The sequence below is a fragment of the Flavobacterium sp. W1B genome (genome assembly GCF_047344965.1).
Classification (GTDB): Bacteria; Bacteroidota; Bacteroidia; order Flavobacteriales; family Flavobacteriaceae; genus Flavobacterium.
Genome location: NZ_CP178845.1, coordinates 2,067,936 through 2,088,407 on the forward strand (window position 1 = coordinate 2,067,936; position 20,472 = coordinate 2,088,407).

Below are 20,472 nucleotides of genomic sequence, written 5' to 3' on the forward strand. Positions count from 1 at the left end.
AAATATAAATTATGCTAAAAAGATTAATGTTTTGTGTGTTTTTATTTAGCTTTACTATATCTAGTGATGCTCAGGAACAAAAATTTCAATTGTCAAGTCATATACTTGATATCTCTCGGGGGTTACCAGTGGCAAATGTTCTAATAAAATTGGAAAAACAAACGGCTAATGGAAGTTGGGAATTTATTGCCAAAAATGAAACAGATAAAAATGGTCGTGTACAAAATTTCCTGCCTTATGCAAAAACTGAAAACAAAGGAATTTTTAAATTAACCTATTTTACGGAGCCATATTTCAATAATTTAAAACAAGATTCTTTTTACCCTTTTATTGAAGTAGTTTTTCAAATTAAGGACGATAAGCATTATCATGTGCCCATTACTTTAAGTCCTTATGGATATTCAACATATAGAGGGAATTAAAATAATTGTAATTTAAGCATCATTACTATTCATTTATGCAAAAAACAGATTCTAAGAAAACTATTGCTATAATTGGCGCTGGTATTTCCGGTCTTTCTGCAGCTGCTTATGCAGCGAAAGCTGGTAATAATGTACATGTTTATGAAAAACATGCACAACCAGGAGGAAGAGCCAGACAGTTTAAAACAGAAAACGGTTATGTTTTCGATATGGGACCCAGTTGGTATTGGATGCCTGATATTATTGATAATTTCTTTCAGGATTTTGGTTATAAAGCCACTGATTTTTATGATCTGGTATCCCTGAATCCTCAGTTTGAGATGATTTTTAACGATGGAAACATTGAGGTGCCGGAGACTTATGAAGACTTAAAAACCTTATTTGAAACTTTAGAAATTGGAGCTGGTAAAAAACTAGATGCCTTCATGAAATCTGCTAAATATAAATATGAGGTAGGAATGAAGGAGTTTGTAAACAAACCATGTCATAGTTGGTTAGAGTTTTTTTCTCCAAAGATTGCAATGAGTGCTTTGAAGCTAGATCTACTGTCTAATTTCAGAGATTATGTAAGCAAATACTTTTCTAATCCGAAGTTGAAAGCCCTGATGGAATTCCCTGTTATTTTTCTAGGTGCTTCACCTAAAAATATTCCGGCGCTTTATAGCCTGATGAATTATGGTGGCTACGTATTAGGAACATGGTATCCAATGGGAGGATTTTACCAATTAGTGCTTGGAATGAAAAAAGTAGCAGAAGAGCAGGGTGCAGTTTTCCATTTTAATCAGAATGTTGAAAAAATAATTACAGAAGATGGTGTTGCCAAAGGAATAGTAATAAATGGAGAATTTAAAGAATTTGATGCCATTATTGCCTCTTCAGATTATCATCATACCGAGACATTACTAAGTGATGAACTGCGTAATTATGATGAAAAGTATTGGAAAAACCGTACATTTGCACCTTCCTGCCTGATTTATTATCTAGGATTCAAAGAAAAACTTCCAAACCTTAAGCATCATACATTATTTTTTGAACATGATATGGACGATCATATCGATACTATCTATGAAGACAAAAAATGGCCTGAAAAACCTTTGTTCTATGTTTGTTGCCCGTCAAAAACCGATGCTCATTTAGCTCCTGAAGGACATGAAAATGTTTTTCTTTTAATGCCTTTGGCGACGGGTCTTTCTGATGATGAAAACACTCGTGAGCGCTATTTCCAAGAAATGATTTCCCGTTTGGAAAAACATACTGGAGTAAAGGATTTAGTATCAAAACTGGACTATAAAAAAAGCTATTGTGTAGCGGATTTTATTAATGATTACAATGCATATGAAGGTAATGCATATGGATTGGCCAATACGCTTTCGCAAACAGCAGTCTTAAAACCTGCCATAAAAAACAAACATTTGTCCAACCTATTTTACACAGGACAGTTGACAGTGCCGGGTCCAGGTGTTCCGCCATCAATTATTTCCGGTAAAATTGTTGCAAAAGAAGTAAATAACATTAGATAAAACAGGCATGAAAAAATTATATGATGAGTTGGCTTATAAAGTAAGTAAAATGGTGACTGAAAAGTACAGTACCAGTTTTTCTTTGGGTATTTTGGCCTTAAAGCCATCCATTCGCCCTTCTATTTATGCTATTTATGGGTATGTTCGTTTGGCGGATGAAATTGTGGACAGCTTTCATGATTATGATAAAGCAGTTCTATTAGAACGTTTTAAAAATGAGACGTGGAATGCTTTGGAAGAAGGGATATCTCTTAATCCGATTTTACAATCGTTTCAGGAAACAGTGCGTAAATTTGCTATTGATAAAGTCTTGATCGAAAAGTTTCTGCATAGTATGGAAATGGATTTACAGCAATTGGATTATAATTCAGATCTATATAAAGAATATATTTTAGGTTCAGCCGAGGTAGTAGGATTGATGTGCCTTCAGGTATTTGCAGAAGGTAATAAAGAAGTATTTGAAAATCTAAAACCTTATGCTATGAAACTGGGATCTGCTTTTCAAAAAGTAAATTTTTTACGGGACTTAAAAGATGATTTTGATGTTTTAGGGCGTACCTATTTTCCCAACATCGACATGAAAATTTTTAACAATAAAATAAAACGCCAAATTGAAAATGAGATTGAAGAAGAATTCAAGGAAGCATTAATTGGGATAAAAAAACTGCCGCCTTCTGCAAAATTTGGCGTCTATTTGGCTTATAAGTACTATTTTTCTTTATTTAAAAAAATAAAGAATACGCCGGCAGATAAAATTATGAATCAGCGGATACGTATTCCTAACGGGCAAAAGCTTTCACTGGCAATGAGCAGCTATGTTCAATATAGAATGTCGATACTATGAAATGCATAAAGATAATTTTATTGTTATTTACAGTATTAAGCTCTGTTTTTAATACACAAAGTATGGATTTGGAAACCATTAGAGCTAATTATGAAAAAGCTGTTTCCGATAAAAAAATTTGCCAGTTGATGATAGAGCAATTGAGTACAGCTAATGAAAGTGCAGTACATTTGGCTTATTTAGGTGCATTTCAAACAATATGGGCAAAACATAGTAGTGGACCTATTTCAAAACTTAGAACATTTACAACTGGTAAAAGGAATATTGAAGAAGCTGTAATATCAAAACCTAATAATATAGAAATTAGGCTTCTTAGGTTATCTGTTCAAAGTAATAGTCCATCTTTTTTAGGTTACAAAAAAAATATTGAAGATGATAAAAAATTCATTCAATCCAATAGTAAAAATATAACATCTGTTTTTTTGAAAGAATTAATGGCAGTTCTTATCTAAAAAAAACAAAAAATGATTTATCAGTTAAAAAGAATTCAGCAATTTTATTGCGATAGTCGTACGGATAGGTTTTTTTTTGTGGTCCTGGTAGTTTAATTATGGTTATCGAGTCTTGAAACAATTATTTAATAAACAAAAGAATTAAGTATGAACTTAATCATTATATTCATAACATTTCTACTGATGGAATGTGCCACCTGGCTTATTCACAAGTATATTATGCATGGTTTTTTATGGACATTGCATCGTGACCATCATGATCACAGCACTGATGGTGCTTTTGAAAAGAACGACTATTTCTTTGCTATTTTTGCATTACCGGCTATCGCTTTGATGTATTTTGGTTCCTTAAGCCATTTTAATTATTTGTTTTATATAGGCGTGGGGATTACTCTTTATGGTATGACCTATTTTTTTGTACATGATATTTTTATTCACCAACGAATAGATTTTTTGAAAAACACAGAAAATCCTTATCTATTGGCTATCCGCAGGGCACATAAGCAACATCACAAACATATAGGGAAAGGAGAAGGAGAATGTTTTGGATTTTTATGGGTACCAATAAAATATTTTAAAATGTATTTCAATAAAACAAAATAATGCCTAGTTAGATTAAATATTTAATTACATTAGACAGTTTTAATTGAAAATAAAATATGAAAAAAATAGTTGGATATGCAAACAAAAAGTGCACAATAAGTTAAGTAACATTTTTATAATTAATTTGATTGTTAAATTCTTCAATAGTTGAATAATTCAAAGCTGAATGTCTCCTTTTTCTGTTGTATCAAACTTCAATATATTCAAAGACTTCCAGTTTCATTTGTTCTTTAGAAATGAGTTTGTTTCAATAAATCAATTCCATTTTCAAGGATTTAAAAAAGCTTTCCGCTACCGCATTATCCCAGAAATTCACTTTTAGGCTCATACTTCGGGTTATTTTTTATTAGGAATCAAGAACATTTACAAACTTTTTGTTGGCATATTGAACACCTCTATCATAATGAAAAATCAGGTCTTCTTTAATATTTCGATTTTTAACAGCCATTTTCCAAGCTCCAAGCGTGGTTTGATCTGTACTCATTCCTGCAAATTCCAGCTATATTGACCACCCAATTCCAATTTAAAGTGACCACCTGATTCCAATTCAAAATGACCACCTCCATTTTTCATTAAAAACTACTTTTTTTCATTTGTTAATTAGTATTCAAATATACTTAAATATTAGCCTTTGTTTACAGGGAATTCCCGGGGAATTCTTCTGATTTAGTTACCCTAATTGAGCTTGATTAGCGCAAAAAATCGTAGGGTAACTTATAGGGTAACTGTTCTTTGATAAGATATGTGCTTTTTGAGACTTTGCAGAAAACAAAAAAGCCTTTAAACACTAGTGTTTAAAGGCTTTTGATTTTTAAAGTTTCTTTTGAAACTTCTACTGGCGGAGAAAGAGGGATTCGAACCCCCGGACCTGTTACAGTCAACAGTTTTCAAGACTGCCGCATTCGACCGCTCTGCCATTTCTCCAGTATGTCGCTTTCGTTATCTGATTGCGAGTGCAAATATAAGCACCTTTTTCGGTTTACAAAAACAATTTTGATAAAAATTTCAACTGTTTTTTAAAGTATTTTTTAATTGATTCATTTCCTTTGTTTTAGCTTGAAAATATTTTTAGGAAATAAAACCAAATAACTTTAGTAGCTTACGTATTCTGTTATTTCAAGACCGTAACCAATCATTCCAACTCGTTTTCCTTGCTCGGTATTGGATACCAATCGGATCTTAGAAATATCAATATCATGCAGAATTTGTGCTCCAATTCCAAAATCTTTATTATCAATTTTAATTTTTGGTGCTTTCATTTCTCCTCCAGCTTGTAATTCTTTCAATTCCGAGATACGACTCAGTAAATTTACCGATTGCATGTCTTGATTGATGAAAATTACAGCTCCTTTTCCTTGCTCGTTGATTTTTTTGAACATATCGTCCAATTGTTGATCTGCATTATTGGTCAAGGTACCTAATATGTCATTATTGACCTGTGAAGAGTTAATTCTAGTTAGAATAGGTTCTCCAAGATTCCACGTTCCTTTTGTCAAAGCAATGTGTATTTGTTTATTGGTTGTTTGTTGGTAAGCTCTTAAACGGAACGCTCCAAAACGAGTATTGATGTCAAAATCTTCTTTTTTTACAATCAGACTATCGTGTTGCATACGGTAAGCCACAAGTGCTTCAATAGAAACTAATTTTAAATCGAATTTTTTAGCAACTTTAACTAATTCAGGCAAGCGTGCCATCGTACCATCTTCATTCATGATTTCTACGATAACACCAGCAGATTTAAAGCCTGCCAAACGTGCAAAATCAATAGCAGCTTCTGTATGGCCTGTTCTTCTTAGAACTCCACCTTGTTTAGCGATAAGAGGAAAAATATGTCCTGGTCTTGCTAGATCATGTGGTTTTGTAGCAGAGTCTACTAATGATAAAACAGTTTTGGCTCTATCAGCTGCAGAGATTCCTGTTGTTACTCCATTACCTCTTAAATCCACAGAAACGGTAAAAGCAGTTTCCATAGGGTCGGTATTGTTTGTTACCATTACATGCAATCCAAGTTCTTTGCAACGGCTTTCTGTCAATGGAGCACAAATTAATCCGCGTCCGTGTGTGGCCATGAAATTAATCATTTCTGGGGTTACTTTTTCGGCTGCAGCCAAGAAATCGCCTTCATTTTCGCGATCTTCATCATCTACGACAATAATTATCTTTCCTTGACGAATATCTTCAATTGCTTCTTCTATTGTGTTGAGTTGTATTTTATTCTGAACCATGAGTGGTGTTTATTTTTGAGATGGAAATAGTTTTTGAAATAGTCTTTGAAATGGTGCTAAAATTACATCCATATTAATGAGTCCTATATCATTTGTTGCTCTGTAAGTCAGTAATATTGCTAGTGGAGAGAGAATAATGGATGACATCCAAGCTCCCATAAAAGGAGATAATCCGTTTTCTTGGGCAATTCTTTTTCCAAAAGTATTGATGAAGTGAAATGCAATAAAAATTAGAACTGCAAAAACAATTGGAAGTCCAAGCCCTCCTTTTCGTATAATTGCACCCAATGGAGCGCCAATAAAAAACATTAAAAAACAAGCAAATGCGATTACAAATTTATCGTAAAAAGCGAGTATGTGATTGTTGATGTTTTTCTGCTTGGTCTCTAAATTTACTTTTGTACTTTCAATGGAGTAGCCGGTGCTACTAACATTGCTGTTTGCCATTTTTAATATTTCTGTTTTTTGTTCATTGGAATACAATGATAAAATATTGTTAGGAAGCTCTTTTCTTTTCTGTTTGTCCTCTTTAATAATAGGAGTGCTATTGGGAATTCCTGTTCTTAAATTGATATTCTCTGCATAAGAAACAACTTCAGTCTTAAAACTTTTGTTCAAAGAATCTAAGCTGTAGTTTAGCTCATTTGCTGTCAACATAGTAGTGGTGTTAGCTATATCGTTGTTGTCAGCAGCAGTATTGTTCAATTGTGATAAGTCAATATTGATGGTGTATTTTTTGAAAGCGCTTTTAGCGAAAGGCAATTTGTTCCTATCTGTGTAATTTTTTGGTGTAATGTCTTCATAGTAGTTGCCCTCATTTAGAACTAATTGCAGGACGCTTGATTTTTCGCTACTGATTAATTCGCCATTTTTGGCTTTGATTACGGTTTTATTACCCTCACCATTATTTGATTTTTTGTGAATAGTTATTCCTGTTAGGATATTTCCGTTTTCGCCTGATTTTTTATTGACTTTGATATTGTAAGCACCCACATCGCTAAACTGGCCTTCGGCTATGGCTAGGGCTGGTTTTACCTGCGCAATATTTTTTCTGAAATTGATGAACTTGTATTCGGCATAAGGGATTACGTTATTGGCAAATAAAAAGGCAACAAAACTCAATAAAAGAATAAATATGGTTAGACTTCTCATGGCTCTTTGCAATGATATTCCGGAAGACTTCATAGCGGCAAACTCATAGTTTTCGGCTAAATTCCCAAAAGTCATAATGGAGGCAAGTAATATAGATAGGGGTAATACCAACGGAATTATTCGAGGCATTGAAAATAGCAAAAATTTAATAATCATGAATATATCTAAATCCTTGCCGGCTAATTCGGCAATAAACAACCAAATGGTTTGGAGTATGAATATAAAAAACAAGATTACAAATACCGTGGTAAATGTAATCAGGAATGTTTTTAATAAGTATTTGTCAAGAATTTTCACCTACAGATTAATCTAATTTATTGATGTAGTAATTTGGATATTTACTTTCTGCAAAGGTAAATTGATTTTTTGATAAAGGTTGGTTGGTTTTAAAAGAATTAACGGTTAAAGTTGTTTTTGTTCCTTTTTTACCTATTTCAATTAAATTGTAGATGTGTTTAGTTTGAATATCGATTCCTAATAATATTTCTTTTCTCTGATCTTTTGCATTGGTTGGAACCAATTTAACGTATTGAATCTTTCTACCTCTTATGTTTTGTAAATTATCCATAGTATAACGATATCCACTATTGAAAAAAGTTAAAAGTTTTGATGGAGTGATAGCGCTGTCGTCTTTTTCATTAAAATTCGAAATAGTGATTTCTTCATCTTCTGGTACAATAGTATACGTTTTTTTTCCGTCAAAAATTTTAGTGATTCCCATGAAGTTCAAAACATATTGATTCTTCTTCATTGTTACGTTTCCTTTACTATCCTGATTGATGTTTTCTTTAGAATTGTTCAAGGAATATTTAAAATCGATTACAATATTGTCATAACTTTTTACTTTTGAGGTTACCTGATCTAAAAGTTCTTTTGCTTTTTTGTCTTGGGCTTGTATCGAAAAGCTAAAAAGTAAAATAAATGCAACCTGAATAATTTTGTTCATAATATTAATTGTTTTGTTCATTGTTGAAAAATTGATCAAGAGAACTCATGTCAAGGATATTTACACTTCGCGCCTTACTACCTTCAAACGGCCCTACAATTCCGGCGGCTTCGAGTTGGTCAATTAATCGACCGGCTCTGTTGTAACCCAACTTTAATTTTCTTTGCAACAATGATGCCGAACCTTGTTGGGCATTCACAATAATTTCTGCTGCTTCTCTAAATAAAGTATCTCTTTCGGAAATATCCATATCAAGATTGATGCCACTATCTTCTCCTACAAATTCTGGAAGTAAATATGCGGTAGCATAAGCTTTTTGAGAACCTATAAAATCGGTTATTTTTTCCACTTCGGGTGTGTCTATAAAGGCACATTGTACACGTACCACATCATTACCATTGGTGTAAAGCATATCTCCACGACCAATTAGTTGATCTGCACCTTGGGTATCCAAAATAGTTCGGGAATCAATCTTAGAAGTAACTCTAAAGGCAATTCTGGCAGGAAAATTGGCTTTTATCAAACCAGTAATTACGTTTACCGAAGGTCTTTGTGTTGCAATAATCAAATGAATTCCAATAGCACGTGCTAACTGGGCTAAACGGGCAATAGGAACTTCAACTTCTTTTCCGGCTGTCATGATCAAATCGGCAAATTCATCGACAACTAATATAATGTAAGGCAAAAATCGGTGTCCATTTTCAGGATTTAGTTTTCTGGCTTTAAATTTATCGTTGTATTCTTTGATGTTCCGAACCATCGCATCTTTCAATAAAGAATAGCGATTATCCATTTCCACACAAAGTGAATTCAAGGTATTTACCACCTTGGCATTATCAGTAATAATGGCGTCTTCGGTATCAGGAAGCTTGGCCAAGTAATGTCTTTCAATTTTATTAAAGAGTGTTAATTCTACTTTTTTAGGATCGACCAAGACAAATTTAACTTCGGCAGGGTGTTTTTTGTAAAGTAAAGAAGTTAAAACAGCATTCAAACCAACCGATTTTCCTTGTCCGGTAGCACCAGCCATTAATAAGTGAGGCATTTTGGCTAGATCGACAACAAAAGTTTCGTTCGAGATTGTTTTTCCTAAGGCGATAGGAAGTTCCATTTCGGCTTCTTGAAATTTGGCTGAGCCAATAACGCTTTTCATCGAAACCATCGTAGGATTCTTATTCGGAACCTCGATTCCTATCGTTCCTTTTCCTGGAATAGGGGCGATGATACGAATTCCTAACGCGGAAAGAGATAAGGCGATATCATCTTCCAAACTTTTAATCTTAGAAATACGAATTCCGGCTTCAGGAACAATTTCATATAAAGTAACCGATGGACCAACGGTTGCTTTTATTTGCGCAATCTCAATTTTGTAATTGCGAAGCGTGTCAACAATTTTATTTTTATTTTCTTCTAATTCCTCTTGGTTTATTGTAATTCCACCAGTTGAATATTCTTTTAATAATTCAATTGTTGGGTATTTATAATTGGATAAATCCAAAGTAGGGTCGAATAATCCAAAATCAGAAACTAATCTAGAAGCTAAATTTTCCTCAATTATATCTTCTTCGGGAGCTGTTTCAATCACGAAAGAATCTGAAGAATCTGCTGTCTCATTGGTAAAAGGAGGAGGAACAGTAATAGGTTTCGAGATAGGATCCAAGTTAATTTCGGAAGAATTTGAAATCGTAGGTTTCAAAGATTCTTTGTTAATCTCAAATTGTGAAGTCTTTGGTTTTAAAACAATATCCTCAAGTCCGCTTTCATCTGTAATGGCGAATTCTTCTAAATTATAGGCACTATCATTCTTGTTAACTGTAATCGATCCTAAATCTGTTTTGATTTCTTTTTTGGTATTTTCAAAGACAGATTGGATTCTTTCAGGAGACAATTTGAGTTTAAAAATTACATAAATAATAAGACCAAAAAGGAGCGTAAGAAGAGTTCCTGTTTTTCCGATGTAATCCTGTAAAAATAAATTTAATTCATAGCCAACAACTCCGCCTAATTCTGGCAAAGAAGTTGCGAAAAAGCCAAATAAAATCGATATAATAATTAAGGCAAATAAATCCCAAAACCAGATCCCTTTGAGTTTTTTTGAAGAAAGACCCAGTATTAAAAAGATTCCAGACAAGAAAAACAAACGAACAAATAGGAATGAAGCTAGTCCAAAGCCATTATATACAATTAAATCAGCCAAAAATGCACCAAATTTTCCTAGCCAATTTTGAACAGTTTCTGCTCTGTTCGCTAATTCGGCTACGGCACTCTGATCTTGTTGTCCGTGAATGTAAAATGAAATAAAGGCAAGCGATAAAGCAATAGAAAATAATACCAAAAGACAGCCCAAGACAATCTTATGCTGTTTTGTTATCTCCCAGGTTTTGCTAGTCTCAGATTTGGACTTGTCTTTTTTTTGTAAAGGTTCCTTTTTTGTTGTTTTGGCCATTCTAAATTGTTATAATACCTAAAATAAGATTGGTATATATATGATTAAACCGATTGCGATTGCCGTCATTGCAGCAAAGAAAACAGCTCCAGCAGCAATGTCTTTTATAAATCCAATTCTCTCGTGATAATTTGGATGAATAAAGTCGGCAATTTTTTCTACAGCTGTGTTCAAACCTTCAACACTAACTACTAATCCTATCGCTAAGGTTTGAAAAAGCCATTCTGTTTTAGTAATGCCAAAATAGAACCCAGCAATAGTCATCAATATTCCTATTGAAAATTGAACCATTATACTGTGTTCGGTGGTGATTAATTTTACTGCTCCCTGAAAGGCATAAGTCATGCTTTTCATTCGTCCTGTAACGAAGGTATTGTCTTTTTGAAATTCCATTAAAGATGTATTATAGTGCCGCTAATGCCGCTTCGTAATTTGGTTCGTCAGCAATTTCAGAAACTTGTTCTGTATGAGTAATTGTTCCATTTTCATCAACAATTATAATTGCTCTAGAGTGCAATCCTGCCAAAGGTCCGTCAGTGATTTCTAATCCATTTGTTTTACCAAAATTTCCTTCTTGGAAATCAGATAAATTGACAACATTTTCAAGTCCTTCGGCACCACAAAAACGTTTTTGAGCAAAAGGTAAATCTCTTGAAATGCATAATACGGCTGTATTTGCTAAGTTTGAAGCGGTTTCATTAAATTTTCTAACTGATGTTGCGCAAGTTCCGGTATCAACGCTTGGGAAAATATTTAGGATTAATTTTTTTCCGGCAAAGTCATTCAATGAAGCAATAGAAAGATCGCTTTTAACTAATTTGAAATCAGATAGTTTTGTTCCTACTTTTGGTAACTCTCCTGAAGTGTGTATTGGATTTCCTCCTAATGTTATTGAAGCCATGATATGTGTTTTTTTGTGAGGTTCAAAAGTATGAAAATTATTTAAGATTTAGGTTTTAAGGTTTAAGATTTTAGAACAATAAGAAAAGCAATGTAATTCGATGTCTTTTTGATAAATAAAGCTAGGATAAAAAAAAACGCGCTTATTTCTAAGTGCGTTTCTATCTTTTAATAATAATATAAAGTGCCATTATTTATCAATTGAGCCTAAAACTCTTTTCATAAAAGTATTTAATGCTTCTTTTTTATCCGTTCCGTTTTTTACTAATTTGTGAACTTCTAATGCGCCATACATATTAGAAATCAGTTCGCCTATAACATCCAATTCTTCATCTTTCAATGAAGGTATTTCTGTCATTGCTTCCAAAACTTCAATAGTTTCTATGATATAATCTTGATCGTTTTCTTCTATAAACTGAGTTAGATGCTTAATTACAGGTAATTTCATTTTTTAGATTTTTAGAATAGTTAGATTTTTTAGATGAATTATATTGCCAGAGATTGTCGTAAAATCAAAGAACAAAACAGTCTAGCTGTTCTGAAATTCTAATGATCTAACAATCTAATTATACAATTTCGTTTACTAAATCAATCAGTACTTCTTGTTTATTTGTTTGGGTTTCGTTTACTAATTTTCCATTTACAAAAGTTGCAAAAGTTGGTAAATTGCTTACATTGGCTAACTTTCTCGATTCAGGAGAATTTTCTGCATCTACAAGAACAAAAGTAATCGCATCGTTTTCTGAAGCCAATTTTTTAAATTTTGGTTTCATGATTCTACAATTTCCACACCAAGATGCCGAAAATTGAACCACCACTTTATCGTTTTTAGTGATTAAATCAGCTAAAGTGTCTTCGTTTAAGTCTATTAACATAATTTGTGTTTTTTAAGGAGGTGAAAAAAATAATGGCAATTAAAGATACCACAAGTACTTTAATTGCCATTGTGATTTAAGCTAAATATTAGTTTAAGCTTAAGTATTCAGCAGTACTTTTTCTGTCAGCGCTCATCGCTTCTTTTCCAGCTTCCCAGTTTGCAGGACATACTTCTCCTTTTTCTTGAATGTGAGTGTAAGCGTCAACCATACGTAGGTATTCGTTTACATTACGACCAAGAGGCATATCATTTACACTTTCGTGGAAAATTTTACCTGTTTCATCAATTAAATAAGTAGCTCTAAAAGTTACGTTAGATCCTTCAACAATTACTGAATCAGTTTCTTCGCTGTATTCAGTTGAATCAATATCAAGAATACCTAAAATGTTAGATAAGTTTCTGTTAGTATCAGCAAGAATTGGGTAAGTTACACCTTCAATTCCACCATTATTTTTTGGAGTGTTTAACCATGCAAAGTGTACTTCGTTTGTATCGCAAGAAGCACCAATTACGATTGTATTTCTTTTTTCAAATTCCGGCAAAGCTGCTTGAAAAGCGTGAAGTTCAGTTGGACAAACAAAAGTAAAATCTTTTGGATACCAAAACAAAAGTACTTTTTTGTTGTTTTTTGTAGCTTCTTCAAAAATGTTGATTTTCAAATTATCACCCATTTCTGAGATGGCGTCAACTTCAATGCTTGGGAATTTCTTTCCTACTAATGACATATTATTTATTTTAGATTAATTTATTATTCTGCTGCAAAAATACGACAAACAGAAGGCTTAAAGCAATAAGATTTGATTGTAAAATTTTATCTATTGATAAGATTTAGCTATCATTTTGCTGTTAAGTCATAATAAAATATTATAAATCGCTGATAATTACCGGAAGTGCTCCTTTGCATTCAGAATTATCCAGCAATTGTTGTGCGGCATTTTCTTGAAATTCTGTAAAATCTTGGTATACTTGAACGATTCCTAAAGCCGATTTTAAGTTTGGAATTATTTGCAACGCATAAGGATTTCCAAATACATATAAAACACAGCGTTTAGCACTAAATATTTTTTTCAAAAAGGCTAAAACTTCCTCTTCGATATCAAAATTATTCAATGGCTTTGCCTTTGGAACAAATAGAGAAATTATTAAAGTATCATAATCAGTCAGGCTTTTTTCTATGCTTTCAATTGAATCGATATCCTCCATTTCAATGGCAAATTCCGGCGAAGGAATTGTCTTATTTAAGGTTTTGAAAAAAGCATTATCTGCGTTTTTGTAAAGACTTACTTTGGCGATTTTTCCTTTTTTGGATGCATCCAAAACAACCGCGGTATTGTTATTATCTCTTATTTTAGTGATGGAACTTTGAGCAATTTTACGGTTCAAAACGGATGCCGCTTCAAAATCTAAATTGCCTTTAGGCTCGTTATCAAATAGTATTCCTGCTTTTTGCTTGCATTTCATCAAACGATTATAGCTTGCTTCTATTCTTTCAGGCGTGGCTTTTTCGAGGATTTCCTGAATTCCTTCCTCAACATTTACGGCAAAACACAATATATCATTTCCGGCATTGAAAGCTTCCCATTCCAGCTGGCCTTTTTTGTCATATAGTTTAGAAACACTATGCATATTCAAGGCATCCGAAATCACCAAACCATCATAATTTAATTGCTTTCGCAAAAGGGTTTCAATTACCGATTTTGATAAAGTGGCCGAGGTATTTGCTCCGTTATTCAAAGCAGGAACAGCCAAATGGCCAATCATTATTGAATCGACATCGCTTTCTATTCCTTTGATAAAAGGATACAATTCATTTTCGAGTAATTCTTCCAGACTTTCCTCTAAAACAGGCAGACCAAGATGCGAATCTACGTTGGTGTTGCCATGCCCTGGAAAATGTTTCAAACAACCTAAAACGCCCACATCGTTCATTCCTCTTAAGTATTCAAGAGCAAATTGAGCCACTTTTTCTTTGTTTTCGCCAAAAGAACGATAGCCAATTACGGGATTATTTGGGTTGTTATTGATATCCGCCAAAGGAGCCAAATTATAATGAATCCCGGCCGATTTTAGGTCTAAACCAATTTGTTTTCCTACTTCATAAACTAAATGTGATGCATCAGTTGGCAAAGCACCAAGGGTAATGGCATAAGGATATTGCGGTGTTTTTTCGACACGCATGGCTAAACCCCATTCGGCATCGATACTCATTAATAATGGAGTAGTAGCACATTTTTGATAACGAACAATAAGATCTTTTAGGCGCTGGTAACTATCGTCGTTGAAAACAATTTTTTTCTTGGTTTCATAATTAGTGGCAGCACTGGCTCTACTGTGAAAAAAGGTAAGTCCGCCAATATTATGTTTTTTTATTAATTGTTCTGTTGCTTGAATGTTTTCTTCGGTATCGTTTATGAAAACGGCAGGAAAAAAAAACTGTCCTATTTTTTGTTCTAATGTCATTCGTGAACTATTGTTATTGTAAATTTAAGTTTTTGATTCTTCTGTTTTTTTGCCAAAATCATAAGGGAAAATCAAGAAACGAGACAATATCAGCCCCGGTATCGTTGCCAGAAACACCCAAATAAAGAAATTAGTGTAACCTAAATATTCTTGAATATAACCGCTAACCATTCCGGGAAGCATCATGCCTAAAGCCATAAATCCCGTAGCAATAGAGTAGTGGGAGGTTTTTGACTCGCCATCGGCTACATAAATTAGAAACATCATAAAAGCAGCAAAACCAAAACCATAGCCAAATTGCTCGGCAACCACCACAGCGTATACGTAATGAACAGATATAGGATGAAAATGGGCAAGTAAAATAAACCCAAGGATAGGCAAGTGCATGGCTAAGATCATGGGTAACATCCATTTACCAAGTCCGTCTCTAGAGATGACAATTCCGCCAATGATTCCGCCAACAGTCAAGGCAATCACTCCAAAAGTTCCATAAATAACGCCCACATCTTGGGTAGTTAGACCTAATCCGCCAACGCCTTTTTCGTCAATTAGAAAAGGAGTCAGCATCTTTAACAATTGCGATTCGCCTAATCTAAATAATAAGATAAAGGCCAAAATGAGTCCGATTTGTTTTTTTTGAAAAAAACTGGCAAATACAGCTCCGAAACTGGCGTTTGAAGTTTTGCTTGTTTCTTTTAGAGGAGTGGCTATTTCCGTTTTTGGCGTAGCAAAATAATTGTAAATGGTAAGCAGAGTCATAATTAATCCAACGATGATCATCGTGTAGGACCATGCTTTTTGTTTATCGCCATATTCTTGTTCGAGGTATCCTCCAATAATTACAACTAAACCATTTCCGGTAAGCATCGAAAGGCGGTAAAAAGTACTTCGTATTCCCAGAAAAAAAGATTGTTGGTCTTTTTCTAAAGCCAACATATAAAAACCATCGCTGGCCACATCATTTGAAGCCGACGCAAAAGCAGCTACCCAAAAAACAGCTAGACTTATCACAAAAAAATGATTCATTGGAATGGTTAATCCAACAACTAAAAAGGCAATTGAAATTAATAATTGCATGGCTATAAACCATTTTCTTTTGGTGGCATAAAGATCAATAAAAGGGCTCCACAAAGGTTTTATAACCCAAGGTAAATACAAAAGGCTGGTGTATATTCCGATGTCTTCATTGCTGATTCCCAGATTCTTGTACATGATTACCGAAACCGAAATGATAATAGCGTAAGGCAGGCCCGAGGCAAAGTTTAAAACAGGTATCCAATACCAAGGTCTATTGTCTATTTTCATTATTTGAAGGGCTTTGGATTATACTTGTTTGTGTTGTAGTGTTCAATAAAGTAGCTTCACTTTCATTGCCGTAAAAATCAACAAAAGATATGGCGTAGTTATAATTTGGATCTAAAATATTATTTTTAATAACAATGTTGATAGCATCTTTTTTCTCTGTGAAAGCTATTTTATCTATAATTTGACTTGGATCATTCACATCAATTTTTGAATTGTTTTGAACACCGTAGACCATAACATAACGCACCTTACTGTTGAGTGGATAATTAAGTGTGTATGTACAAGAGTTATCGTTATTAGTGGTGTTGCACACTGTTGGGATATCAATTACCGTTTTTCTTGAATTGGGAACTACGTTTGGAAGTGCTGGGTATTTATACTGATTTTCCATAAGTAGTTTGGTAACGGCTTTGTTTTTATTGACAAATGATTTGGCACTAAAAAAAGCATTACCGTTAATATTTTTATAAGAACGAGTCACATCGATTTGATTGGGAATTTCACTTGGATTATTCCATCTTTTATCAGAATCGGCATTTACCTTATAGCTTCCGTTACCTATATATACAGCGGTATTTTTAGAATTTTCGGACCACCATTTTATTAGTTTCGAATAGGAAGCCGTACGATGATCTAAACTCCAATACAATTGTGGAAGTATATAATCAACCCAGCTGTGTTCCATCCATTCCATCGGATCGGCAAACAAATCGTCATAATTTGTTTGGCCAGCCTGAGTATCGGAACCCTTTGGATCTACCGATTTATTTCGCCAAACTCCAAATGGGCTAATGCCAAATTGTACCCAAGGCTTGATGTTTTTTATAGAATAAGAGGTGTATTTTACAAAATTATTCACATTTAAACGACGCCAATCATCTAACCTCATTCCATTTCCATATTTTTTGAAAGACTCTGTATCATTGAAGTTTTCTCCGGTTATTTTATAAGGATAAAAATAATCGTCAAAATGAATCGCGTCAATATCGTAATTCCTAACGACTTCATCCACAACGGCAATCAGATGCGTTTGAACTTCAGGTAGGGCAGGGTTGTAATAATATTTTCCGCCATATTTAATCATCCATTCCGGATGTTTGAAATAATCATGCTCAGGACTCAAGGCTTCCGTTTTCAAATCCATGGTGGCGCGGTAAGGGTTTAACCAAGCGTGAAATTCAAAGCCTCTATTATGTGCTTCGGTAATCATCCATTCTAATGGGTCAAAATAAGGATTAGGCGCCTGTCCTTCTTTTCCGGTCAAATATTTAGACCAAGGGGCTAATTTTGAAGGGTAAAAAGCATCACCAACACTGCGTATTTGAACAATAACCGCGTTGTAATTTAATTTTTTATAGGTATCCAGAATCTCAAGATAATCCGCTTTTTGTTTCTCTACGGGATCAGCGCCAGCTTTTGGCCAGTCAATATTTACAACTGTAGCAATCCAAACAGCTCTGAATTCGTTTTTGGGATACATCAAATTTTCTTGTGCATTTCCATTAGAAAATGATAATAGAAATATGGGAAGCAGCAATAAGATAAAATTTTTTGGATTCATTGGTTTGAATGTTTTTTATGGAAATCAAAATTAGCCTTTTTAGTGACATTTATAAGATATAAAGGACCTAAAATTGTAATTGTTTAGTTCGTACAATTTCTTTGCCAAATTATTGATATTCATTACAAAAAGTAAATTTGGAAATAATTATTTTACGGGTTATACTTTAAAAATCAATTTGTATTTATAAAATATCCATAGGATTATTGACCAAAAAACGGCATAGGCTAATGCAAAACTTAATGACGCATTCAATGGATTGCTAAAAAGAGGAACAATACAAAATTTGTAAAAGTAATTCTGAAGATTGATTCTTTCAGCTGCTATTTCTGGATTTTCGATCTTAATTGCACTCAAAACTCTAGGAATTATTCCTGAAAATAAAAACACAATCATGGGATTTACTCCCCAAATTAAAAATAACTTAGTCCATTTTTTATAGTTTGCCACATCTATTATATAGTACAATATTGCTAAAGATAATGTTGCAATACCAGCGGTGTATAATACATAAGAGCTTGTCCAAAGTGATTTGTTTATAGGGAATATGATGTTCCATACTAAACCTATAATTACCAGAACAATTCCTGTGATTGCTGTTTTTTTTACAATTTCAATTTTTGGAATTTGAAGGTTGAGTATTTGTCCAATGAACATTCCTAAAATTCCTGTAGCTATGGCAGGTAAAGTGCTCAGTATTCCTTCGGGATCCCAAGTTTTAGAATAACTCCATAAATGCCCGTTTAGAAGTGAATTGTCTAGCCAAGCAGCTAAGTTGGTTCCTTTTTCAAAATTTGCCGCTCCATATCCTGGAACTGGTGCAAAAGCCATTAAAAGCCAATATCCTAATAACAGTGAAGCAGCAACCAGAAGTTGTGTTTTTAGGTTTGTTTTCAAAAATAAAAGAGAAGTAAAGAAATATACAATTCCTATTCGTTGTAAAACCCCAGGTATTCTTACATTCTGATAAGCTTCAATTTGACTGTATGCCAAGAATAGTAGAATTGCAAAAATTCCGAAAACCAAGTAGGTTTTTATTTTTAAACTGAAGTTTCCTAAAAGGGCATAAGCCACTGCAAAAGTGATAAGCAATCTGAGGATCAATAAAGGAATTCCTTCTAAACCCAAGATTTCTATTCGGCTAAAATAATTTAAGAATAATCCTAAACAGAAAATTCGTAACGAACGAACGATAATTTTATTAAAAACGGCAAAATCGAATTGTTTAGTTGGCATTGCAAAAGGAATTGCGGTACCCATTATGAAAATAAAAAAGGGAAAAACTAAATCGGTAGGAGTACAGCCATGCCATTCAGCGTGTTGTAAAGGCGGATAAATGGAAGCCCAGCTTCCGGGATTATTGACAATAGTCATCAATAAAATAGTAAATCCTCTGAATACATCTAGTGAAATTAAACGTTCTTTTATCATTGTTTTTGGTTGGTTTCTTGGTTTATTAATTAGTGAAAGAGTGAAAGTTTTTTAAACTTTAAATTTGGTTTTTATTTTTAACTGGGAAATGAAATTTTTCCCATGGAAACCGATGGAATTCCTTTGCGTATTCCAAAATCAGAATTTCCTCCAGAAACTGTCTCATTGGCTAAAATGGCAAATAATATTGCTTCTTTGGCATCGCCTGAAATCCCTAAGTCATCGGTTCTCGAAAAATTACAGGGCAATAATTCTTTTAGCCATTGTACTAATAGAGGATTATGAGCTCCGCCACCGGACATATAAATGGTAAAACTTTCAATAGGATATGTTGTATTGTCTATAGTTGAGCGTATTGCACTAGCTATAGTTTCGGCACTAAATCGAGTTAATGTTGCCAATAAATCTTGAATAGTAATGTTCTCAGTGTTGCTTTCAGTTTGTACTTTTTTGACGTATTCAATATTAAAAAGTTCCGGGCCTGTAGTTTTAGGATAAGGTTTTTGGAAGAATTCATTGGATTTTAAGGCATTCAAAAGTGATGGATTTATTGTGCCTTTTTTAGCAATTTCAGCATCTTTATCGTATGATTTGTCTGGGAAATAAAGTTTGGTAAAAACATCGATCAAGGTATTTGCCGTTCCGGTATCTGTTACAAAAACTTCCTCGGGACTCATACTCGAGGGCAAGAACGTAAAATTAGCAATCCCGCCCATGTTGAGCATAATACGATTTTTGCCTTTTTTCCCAAATAGAAAATAATCGCCGTAAACCGCAAGTGGAGCACCTTCGCCACCTGCTGCAAGGTGTTTTTGCCTAAAATCTGAGATAGTAATAATTCCTGTTTTTACTGCAATATGATCACCGTCTCCAATTTGTAAAGTGGCATTCGGGAATTTTTCTTGTTGGTGCAGAATCTTCGGAGCATGAAAAACGGTTTGTCCATGTGAGGCTATCAAATCAATTTTATCTGTTGAGATTAGCCAACGTTTCAGACAGTCCAAAATAATAGTAGCGTGAAGAACTCCAATCCATTCATTCAATAATACCAGTTTCTGGAAATCAATAGTTTGTTTTGCAAATACCGTTCTGATTTCTGATTTAATATCTTCAGAGTAAGCAACAGTCTCAAATTGGATTAATTTGACTTCTGTATTTTCGCCAGAACCTGAAATCTCACATAAAGCCACATCCAAACCATCCAAAGAAGTACCGGACATTAAACCAATAATAGTTCGCGATGGTTTTTGGGCAATTTTATAGAGCGATTCCAGATTTGCGTTCATGATTTGATTTTAAAAAGTTAATCCAATATTGAGATTTTTTCT

General features: G+C 33.7%; 20 protein-coding genes and 1 tRNA gene. 5 read left to right on the forward strand and 16 right to left on the reverse strand.

Translation table 11 applies throughout. The features are described from left to right. Nucleotides 1-11 precede the first annotated feature (11 nt). From uraH to ACMDB5_RS08985, 5 genes are all read left to right on the forward strand, one after another. Nucleotides 12-422, forward strand: coding sequence for a hydroxyisourate hydrolase (gene uraH / locus ACMDB5_RS08965; protein WP_413997924.1), 411 nt, complete (start codon nucleotides 12-14; stop codon nucleotides 420-422). Between the two features lie 35 nt (nucleotides 423-457). Further along, nucleotides 458-1,942, forward strand: coding sequence for a phytoene desaturase family protein (locus tag ACMDB5_RS08970; RefSeq protein WP_413997925.1), 1,485 nt, complete (start codon nucleotides 458-460; stop codon nucleotides 1,940-1,942). A 7-nt stretch (nucleotides 1,943-1,949) separates the two neighbouring features. After that, complete coding sequence (locus ACMDB5_RS08975; RefSeq protein WP_413997926.1) at nucleotides 1,950-2,786, forward strand: phytoene/squalene synthase family protein; 837 nt, start codon at nucleotides 1,950-1,952, stop codon at nucleotides 2,784-2,786. Nucleotides 2,787-2,848: 62 nt separating this feature from the next. Next, a complete protein-coding gene (locus ACMDB5_RS08980; protein WP_413997927.1) occupies nucleotides 2,849-3,238 on the forward strand; it encodes a hypothetical protein in 390 nt (129 codons plus the stop codon). A 147-nt stretch (nucleotides 3,239-3,385) separates the two neighbouring features. After that, on the forward strand, nucleotides 3,386-3,841 hold the full coding sequence (locus ACMDB5_RS08985) for a beta-carotene hydroxylase (protein WP_413997928.1): 456 nt from the start codon (nucleotides 3,386-3,388) through the stop codon (nucleotides 3,839-3,841). 346 nt (nucleotides 3,842-4,187) lie between these two features. Here the strand turns inward: ACMDB5_RS08985 and ACMDB5_RS08990 are convergent, their stop codons facing one another. From ACMDB5_RS08990 to ACMDB5_RS09065, 16 genes are all read right to left on the reverse strand, one after another. Further along, entirely contained in the window at nucleotides 4,188-4,325 is a 138-nt protein-coding gene (locus ACMDB5_RS08990; protein ID WP_413997929.1) for a hypothetical protein, read from the reverse strand. A 352-nt stretch (nucleotides 4,326-4,677) separates the two neighbouring features. Further along, nucleotides 4,678-4,765 (reverse strand) — tRNA-Ser (locus ACMDB5_RS08995). A gap of 167 nt (nucleotides 4,766-4,932) precedes the next feature. Next, complete coding sequence (ribB, locus tag ACMDB5_RS09000) at nucleotides 4,933-6,066, reverse strand: 3,4-dihydroxy-2-butanone-4-phosphate synthase (RefSeq protein WP_413997930.1); 1,134 nt, start codon at nucleotides 6,064-6,066, stop codon at nucleotides 4,933-4,935. 9 nt (nucleotides 6,067-6,075) lie between these two features. Then, nucleotides 6,076-7,515, reverse strand: a complete 1,440-nt coding sequence (locus tag ACMDB5_RS09005; RefSeq protein WP_413997931.1) for an LptF/LptG family permease — start codon at nucleotides 7,513-7,515, stop codon at nucleotides 6,076-6,078. 7 nt (nucleotides 7,516-7,522) lie between these two features. Beyond that, nucleotides 7,523-8,164, reverse strand: a complete 642-nt coding sequence (locus ACMDB5_RS09010; protein ID WP_413997932.1) for a LolA family protein — start codon at nucleotides 8,162-8,164, stop codon at nucleotides 7,523-7,525. 4 nt (nucleotides 8,165-8,168) lie between these two features. Continuing rightward, nucleotides 8,169-10,610 carry a DNA translocase FtsK gene (locus ACMDB5_RS09015; protein WP_413997933.1) on the reverse strand — a complete coding sequence of 814 codons (2,442 nt, stop codon included), beginning with the start codon at nucleotides 10,608-10,610 and terminating at the stop codon, nucleotides 8,169-8,171. 18 nt (nucleotides 10,611-10,628) lie between these two features. Continuing rightward, nucleotides 10,629-11,003 carry a diacylglycerol kinase family protein gene (locus ACMDB5_RS09020; RefSeq protein ID WP_413997934.1) on the reverse strand — a complete coding sequence of 125 codons (375 nt, stop codon included), beginning with the start codon at nucleotides 11,001-11,003 and terminating at the stop codon, nucleotides 10,629-10,631. Nucleotides 11,004-11,013: 10 nt separating this feature from the next. After that, the gene (tpx, locus tag ACMDB5_RS09025) at nucleotides 11,014-11,511 is read right to left on the reverse strand and encodes a thiol peroxidase (RefSeq protein ID WP_413997935.1); all 498 of its coding nucleotides are present in this window, start codon (nucleotides 11,509-11,511) and stop codon (nucleotides 11,014-11,016) included. A gap of 189 nt (nucleotides 11,512-11,700) precedes the next feature. After that, complete coding sequence (locus tag ACMDB5_RS09030; RefSeq protein WP_072944863.1) at nucleotides 11,701-11,958, reverse strand: DUF6952 family protein; 258 nt, start codon at nucleotides 11,956-11,958, stop codon at nucleotides 11,701-11,703. A gap of 118 nt (nucleotides 11,959-12,076) precedes the next feature. After that, a complete protein-coding gene (locus tag ACMDB5_RS09035; protein WP_413997936.1) occupies nucleotides 12,077-12,385 on the reverse strand; it encodes a thioredoxin family protein in 309 nt (102 codons plus the stop codon). 88 nt (nucleotides 12,386-12,473) lie between these two features. Continuing rightward, entirely contained in the window at nucleotides 12,474-13,112 is a 639-nt protein-coding gene (locus ACMDB5_RS09040; protein WP_413997937.1) for a peroxiredoxin, read from the reverse strand. Nucleotides 13,113-13,251: 139 nt separating this feature from the next. Next, entirely contained in the window at nucleotides 13,252-14,847 is a 1,596-nt protein-coding gene (locus ACMDB5_RS09045; protein WP_413997938.1) for a glycoside hydrolase family 3 protein, read from the reverse strand. A gap of 24 nt (nucleotides 14,848-14,871) precedes the next feature. Then, a complete protein-coding gene (locus ACMDB5_RS09050) occupies nucleotides 14,872-16,152 on the reverse strand; it encodes an MFS transporter (protein WP_413997939.1) in 1,281 nt (426 codons plus the stop codon). Beyond that, entirely contained in the window at nucleotides 16,136-17,713 is a 1,578-nt protein-coding gene (locus ACMDB5_RS09055; protein ID WP_413997940.1) for a glycoside hydrolase family 10 protein, read from the reverse strand. The genes ACMDB5_RS09050 and ACMDB5_RS09055 overlap by 17 nt, the downstream gene beginning before the upstream one ends. A 159-nt stretch (nucleotides 17,714-17,872) precedes the next feature. Then, nucleotides 17,873-19,144: an acyltransferase family protein gene (locus tag ACMDB5_RS09060; protein ID WP_413997941.1), complete on the reverse strand. Its 1,272-nt coding sequence runs from the start codon at nucleotides 19,142-19,144 to the stop codon at nucleotides 17,873-17,875. Between the two features lie 77 nt (nucleotides 19,145-19,221). Then, entirely contained in the window at nucleotides 19,222-20,430 is a 1,209-nt protein-coding gene (locus tag ACMDB5_RS09065) for an anhydro-N-acetylmuramic acid kinase (protein ID WP_413997942.1), read from the reverse strand. Between the last annotated feature and the right edge of the window lie 42 nt (nucleotides 20,431-20,472).

What these genes read in the sequence shown, in the direction of transcription:
- ACMDB5_RS09035 (WP_413997936.1), bottom strand. Translation starts at nt 12,385, where the DNA reads ATGTTAATAGACTTAAACGAAGACACTTTAGCTGATTTAATCACTAAA.
- ACMDB5_RS09040 (WP_413997937.1), bottom strand. Translation starts at nt 13,112, where the DNA reads ATGTCATTAGTAGGAAAGAAATTCCCAAGCATTGAAGTTGACGCCATC.
- ACMDB5_RS09065 (WP_413997942.1), bottom strand. Translation starts at nt 20,430, where the DNA reads ATGAACGCAAATCTGGAATCGCTCTATAAAATTGCCCAAAAACCATCG.
- tpx (WP_413997935.1), bottom strand. Translation starts at nt 11,511, where the DNA reads ATGGCTTCAATAACATTAGGAGGAAATCCAATACACACTTCAGGAGAG.
- ACMDB5_RS08985 (WP_413997928.1), top strand. Translation starts at nt 3,386, where the DNA reads ATGAACTTAATCATTATATTCATAACATTTCTACTGATGGAATGTGCC.
- ACMDB5_RS09045 (WP_413997938.1), bottom strand. Translation starts at nt 14,847, where the DNA reads ATGACATTAGAACAAAAAATAGGACAGTTTTTTTTTCCTGCCGTTTTC.
- ACMDB5_RS09050 (WP_413997939.1), bottom strand. Translation starts at nt 16,152, where the DNA reads ATGAAAATAGACAATAGACCTTGGTATTGGATACCTGTTTTAAACTTT.
- ACMDB5_RS08990 (WP_413997929.1), bottom strand. Translation starts at nt 4,325, where the DNA reads ATGAGTACAGATCAAACCACGCTTGGAGCTTGGAAAATGGCTGTTAAA.
- ACMDB5_RS09015 (WP_413997933.1), bottom strand. Translation starts at nt 10,610, where the DNA reads ATGGCCAAAACAACAAAAAAGGAACCTTTACAAAAAAAAGACAAGTCC.
- ACMDB5_RS08975 (WP_413997926.1), top strand. Translation starts at nt 1,950, where the DNA reads ATGAAAAAATTATATGATGAGTTGGCTTATAAAGTAAGTAAAATGGTG.
- ribB (WP_413997930.1), bottom strand. Translation starts at nt 6,066, where the DNA reads ATGGTTCAGAATAAAATACAACTCAACACAATAGAAGAAGCAATTGAA.
- ACMDB5_RS09020 (WP_413997934.1), bottom strand. Translation starts at nt 11,003, where the DNA reads ATGGAATTTCAAAAAGACAATACCTTCGTTACAGGACGAATGAAAAGC.
- ACMDB5_RS09030 (WP_072944863.1), bottom strand. Translation starts at nt 11,958, where the DNA reads ATGAAATTACCTGTAATTAAGCATCTAACTCAGTTTATAGAAGAAAAC.
- ACMDB5_RS09010 (WP_413997932.1), bottom strand. Translation starts at nt 8,164, where the DNA reads ATGAACAAAATTATTCAGGTTGCATTTATTTTACTTTTTAGCTTTTCG.
- ACMDB5_RS09060 (WP_413997941.1), bottom strand. Translation starts at nt 19,144, where the DNA reads ATGATAAAAGAACGTTTAATTTCACTAGATGTATTCAGAGGATTTACT.
- ACMDB5_RS08980 (WP_413997927.1), top strand. Translation starts at nt 2,849, where the DNA reads ATGGATTTGGAAACCATTAGAGCTAATTATGAAAAAGCTGTTTCCGAT.
- uraH (WP_413997924.1), top strand. Translation starts at nt 12, where the DNA reads ATGCTAAAAAGATTAATGTTTTGTGTGTTTTTATTTAGCTTTACTATA.
- ACMDB5_RS08970 (WP_413997925.1), top strand. Translation starts at nt 458, where the DNA reads ATGCAAAAAACAGATTCTAAGAAAACTATTGCTATAATTGGCGCTGGT.
- ACMDB5_RS09055 (WP_413997940.1), bottom strand. Translation starts at nt 17,713, where the DNA reads ATGAATCCAAAAAATTTTATCTTATTGCTGCTTCCCATATTTCTATTA.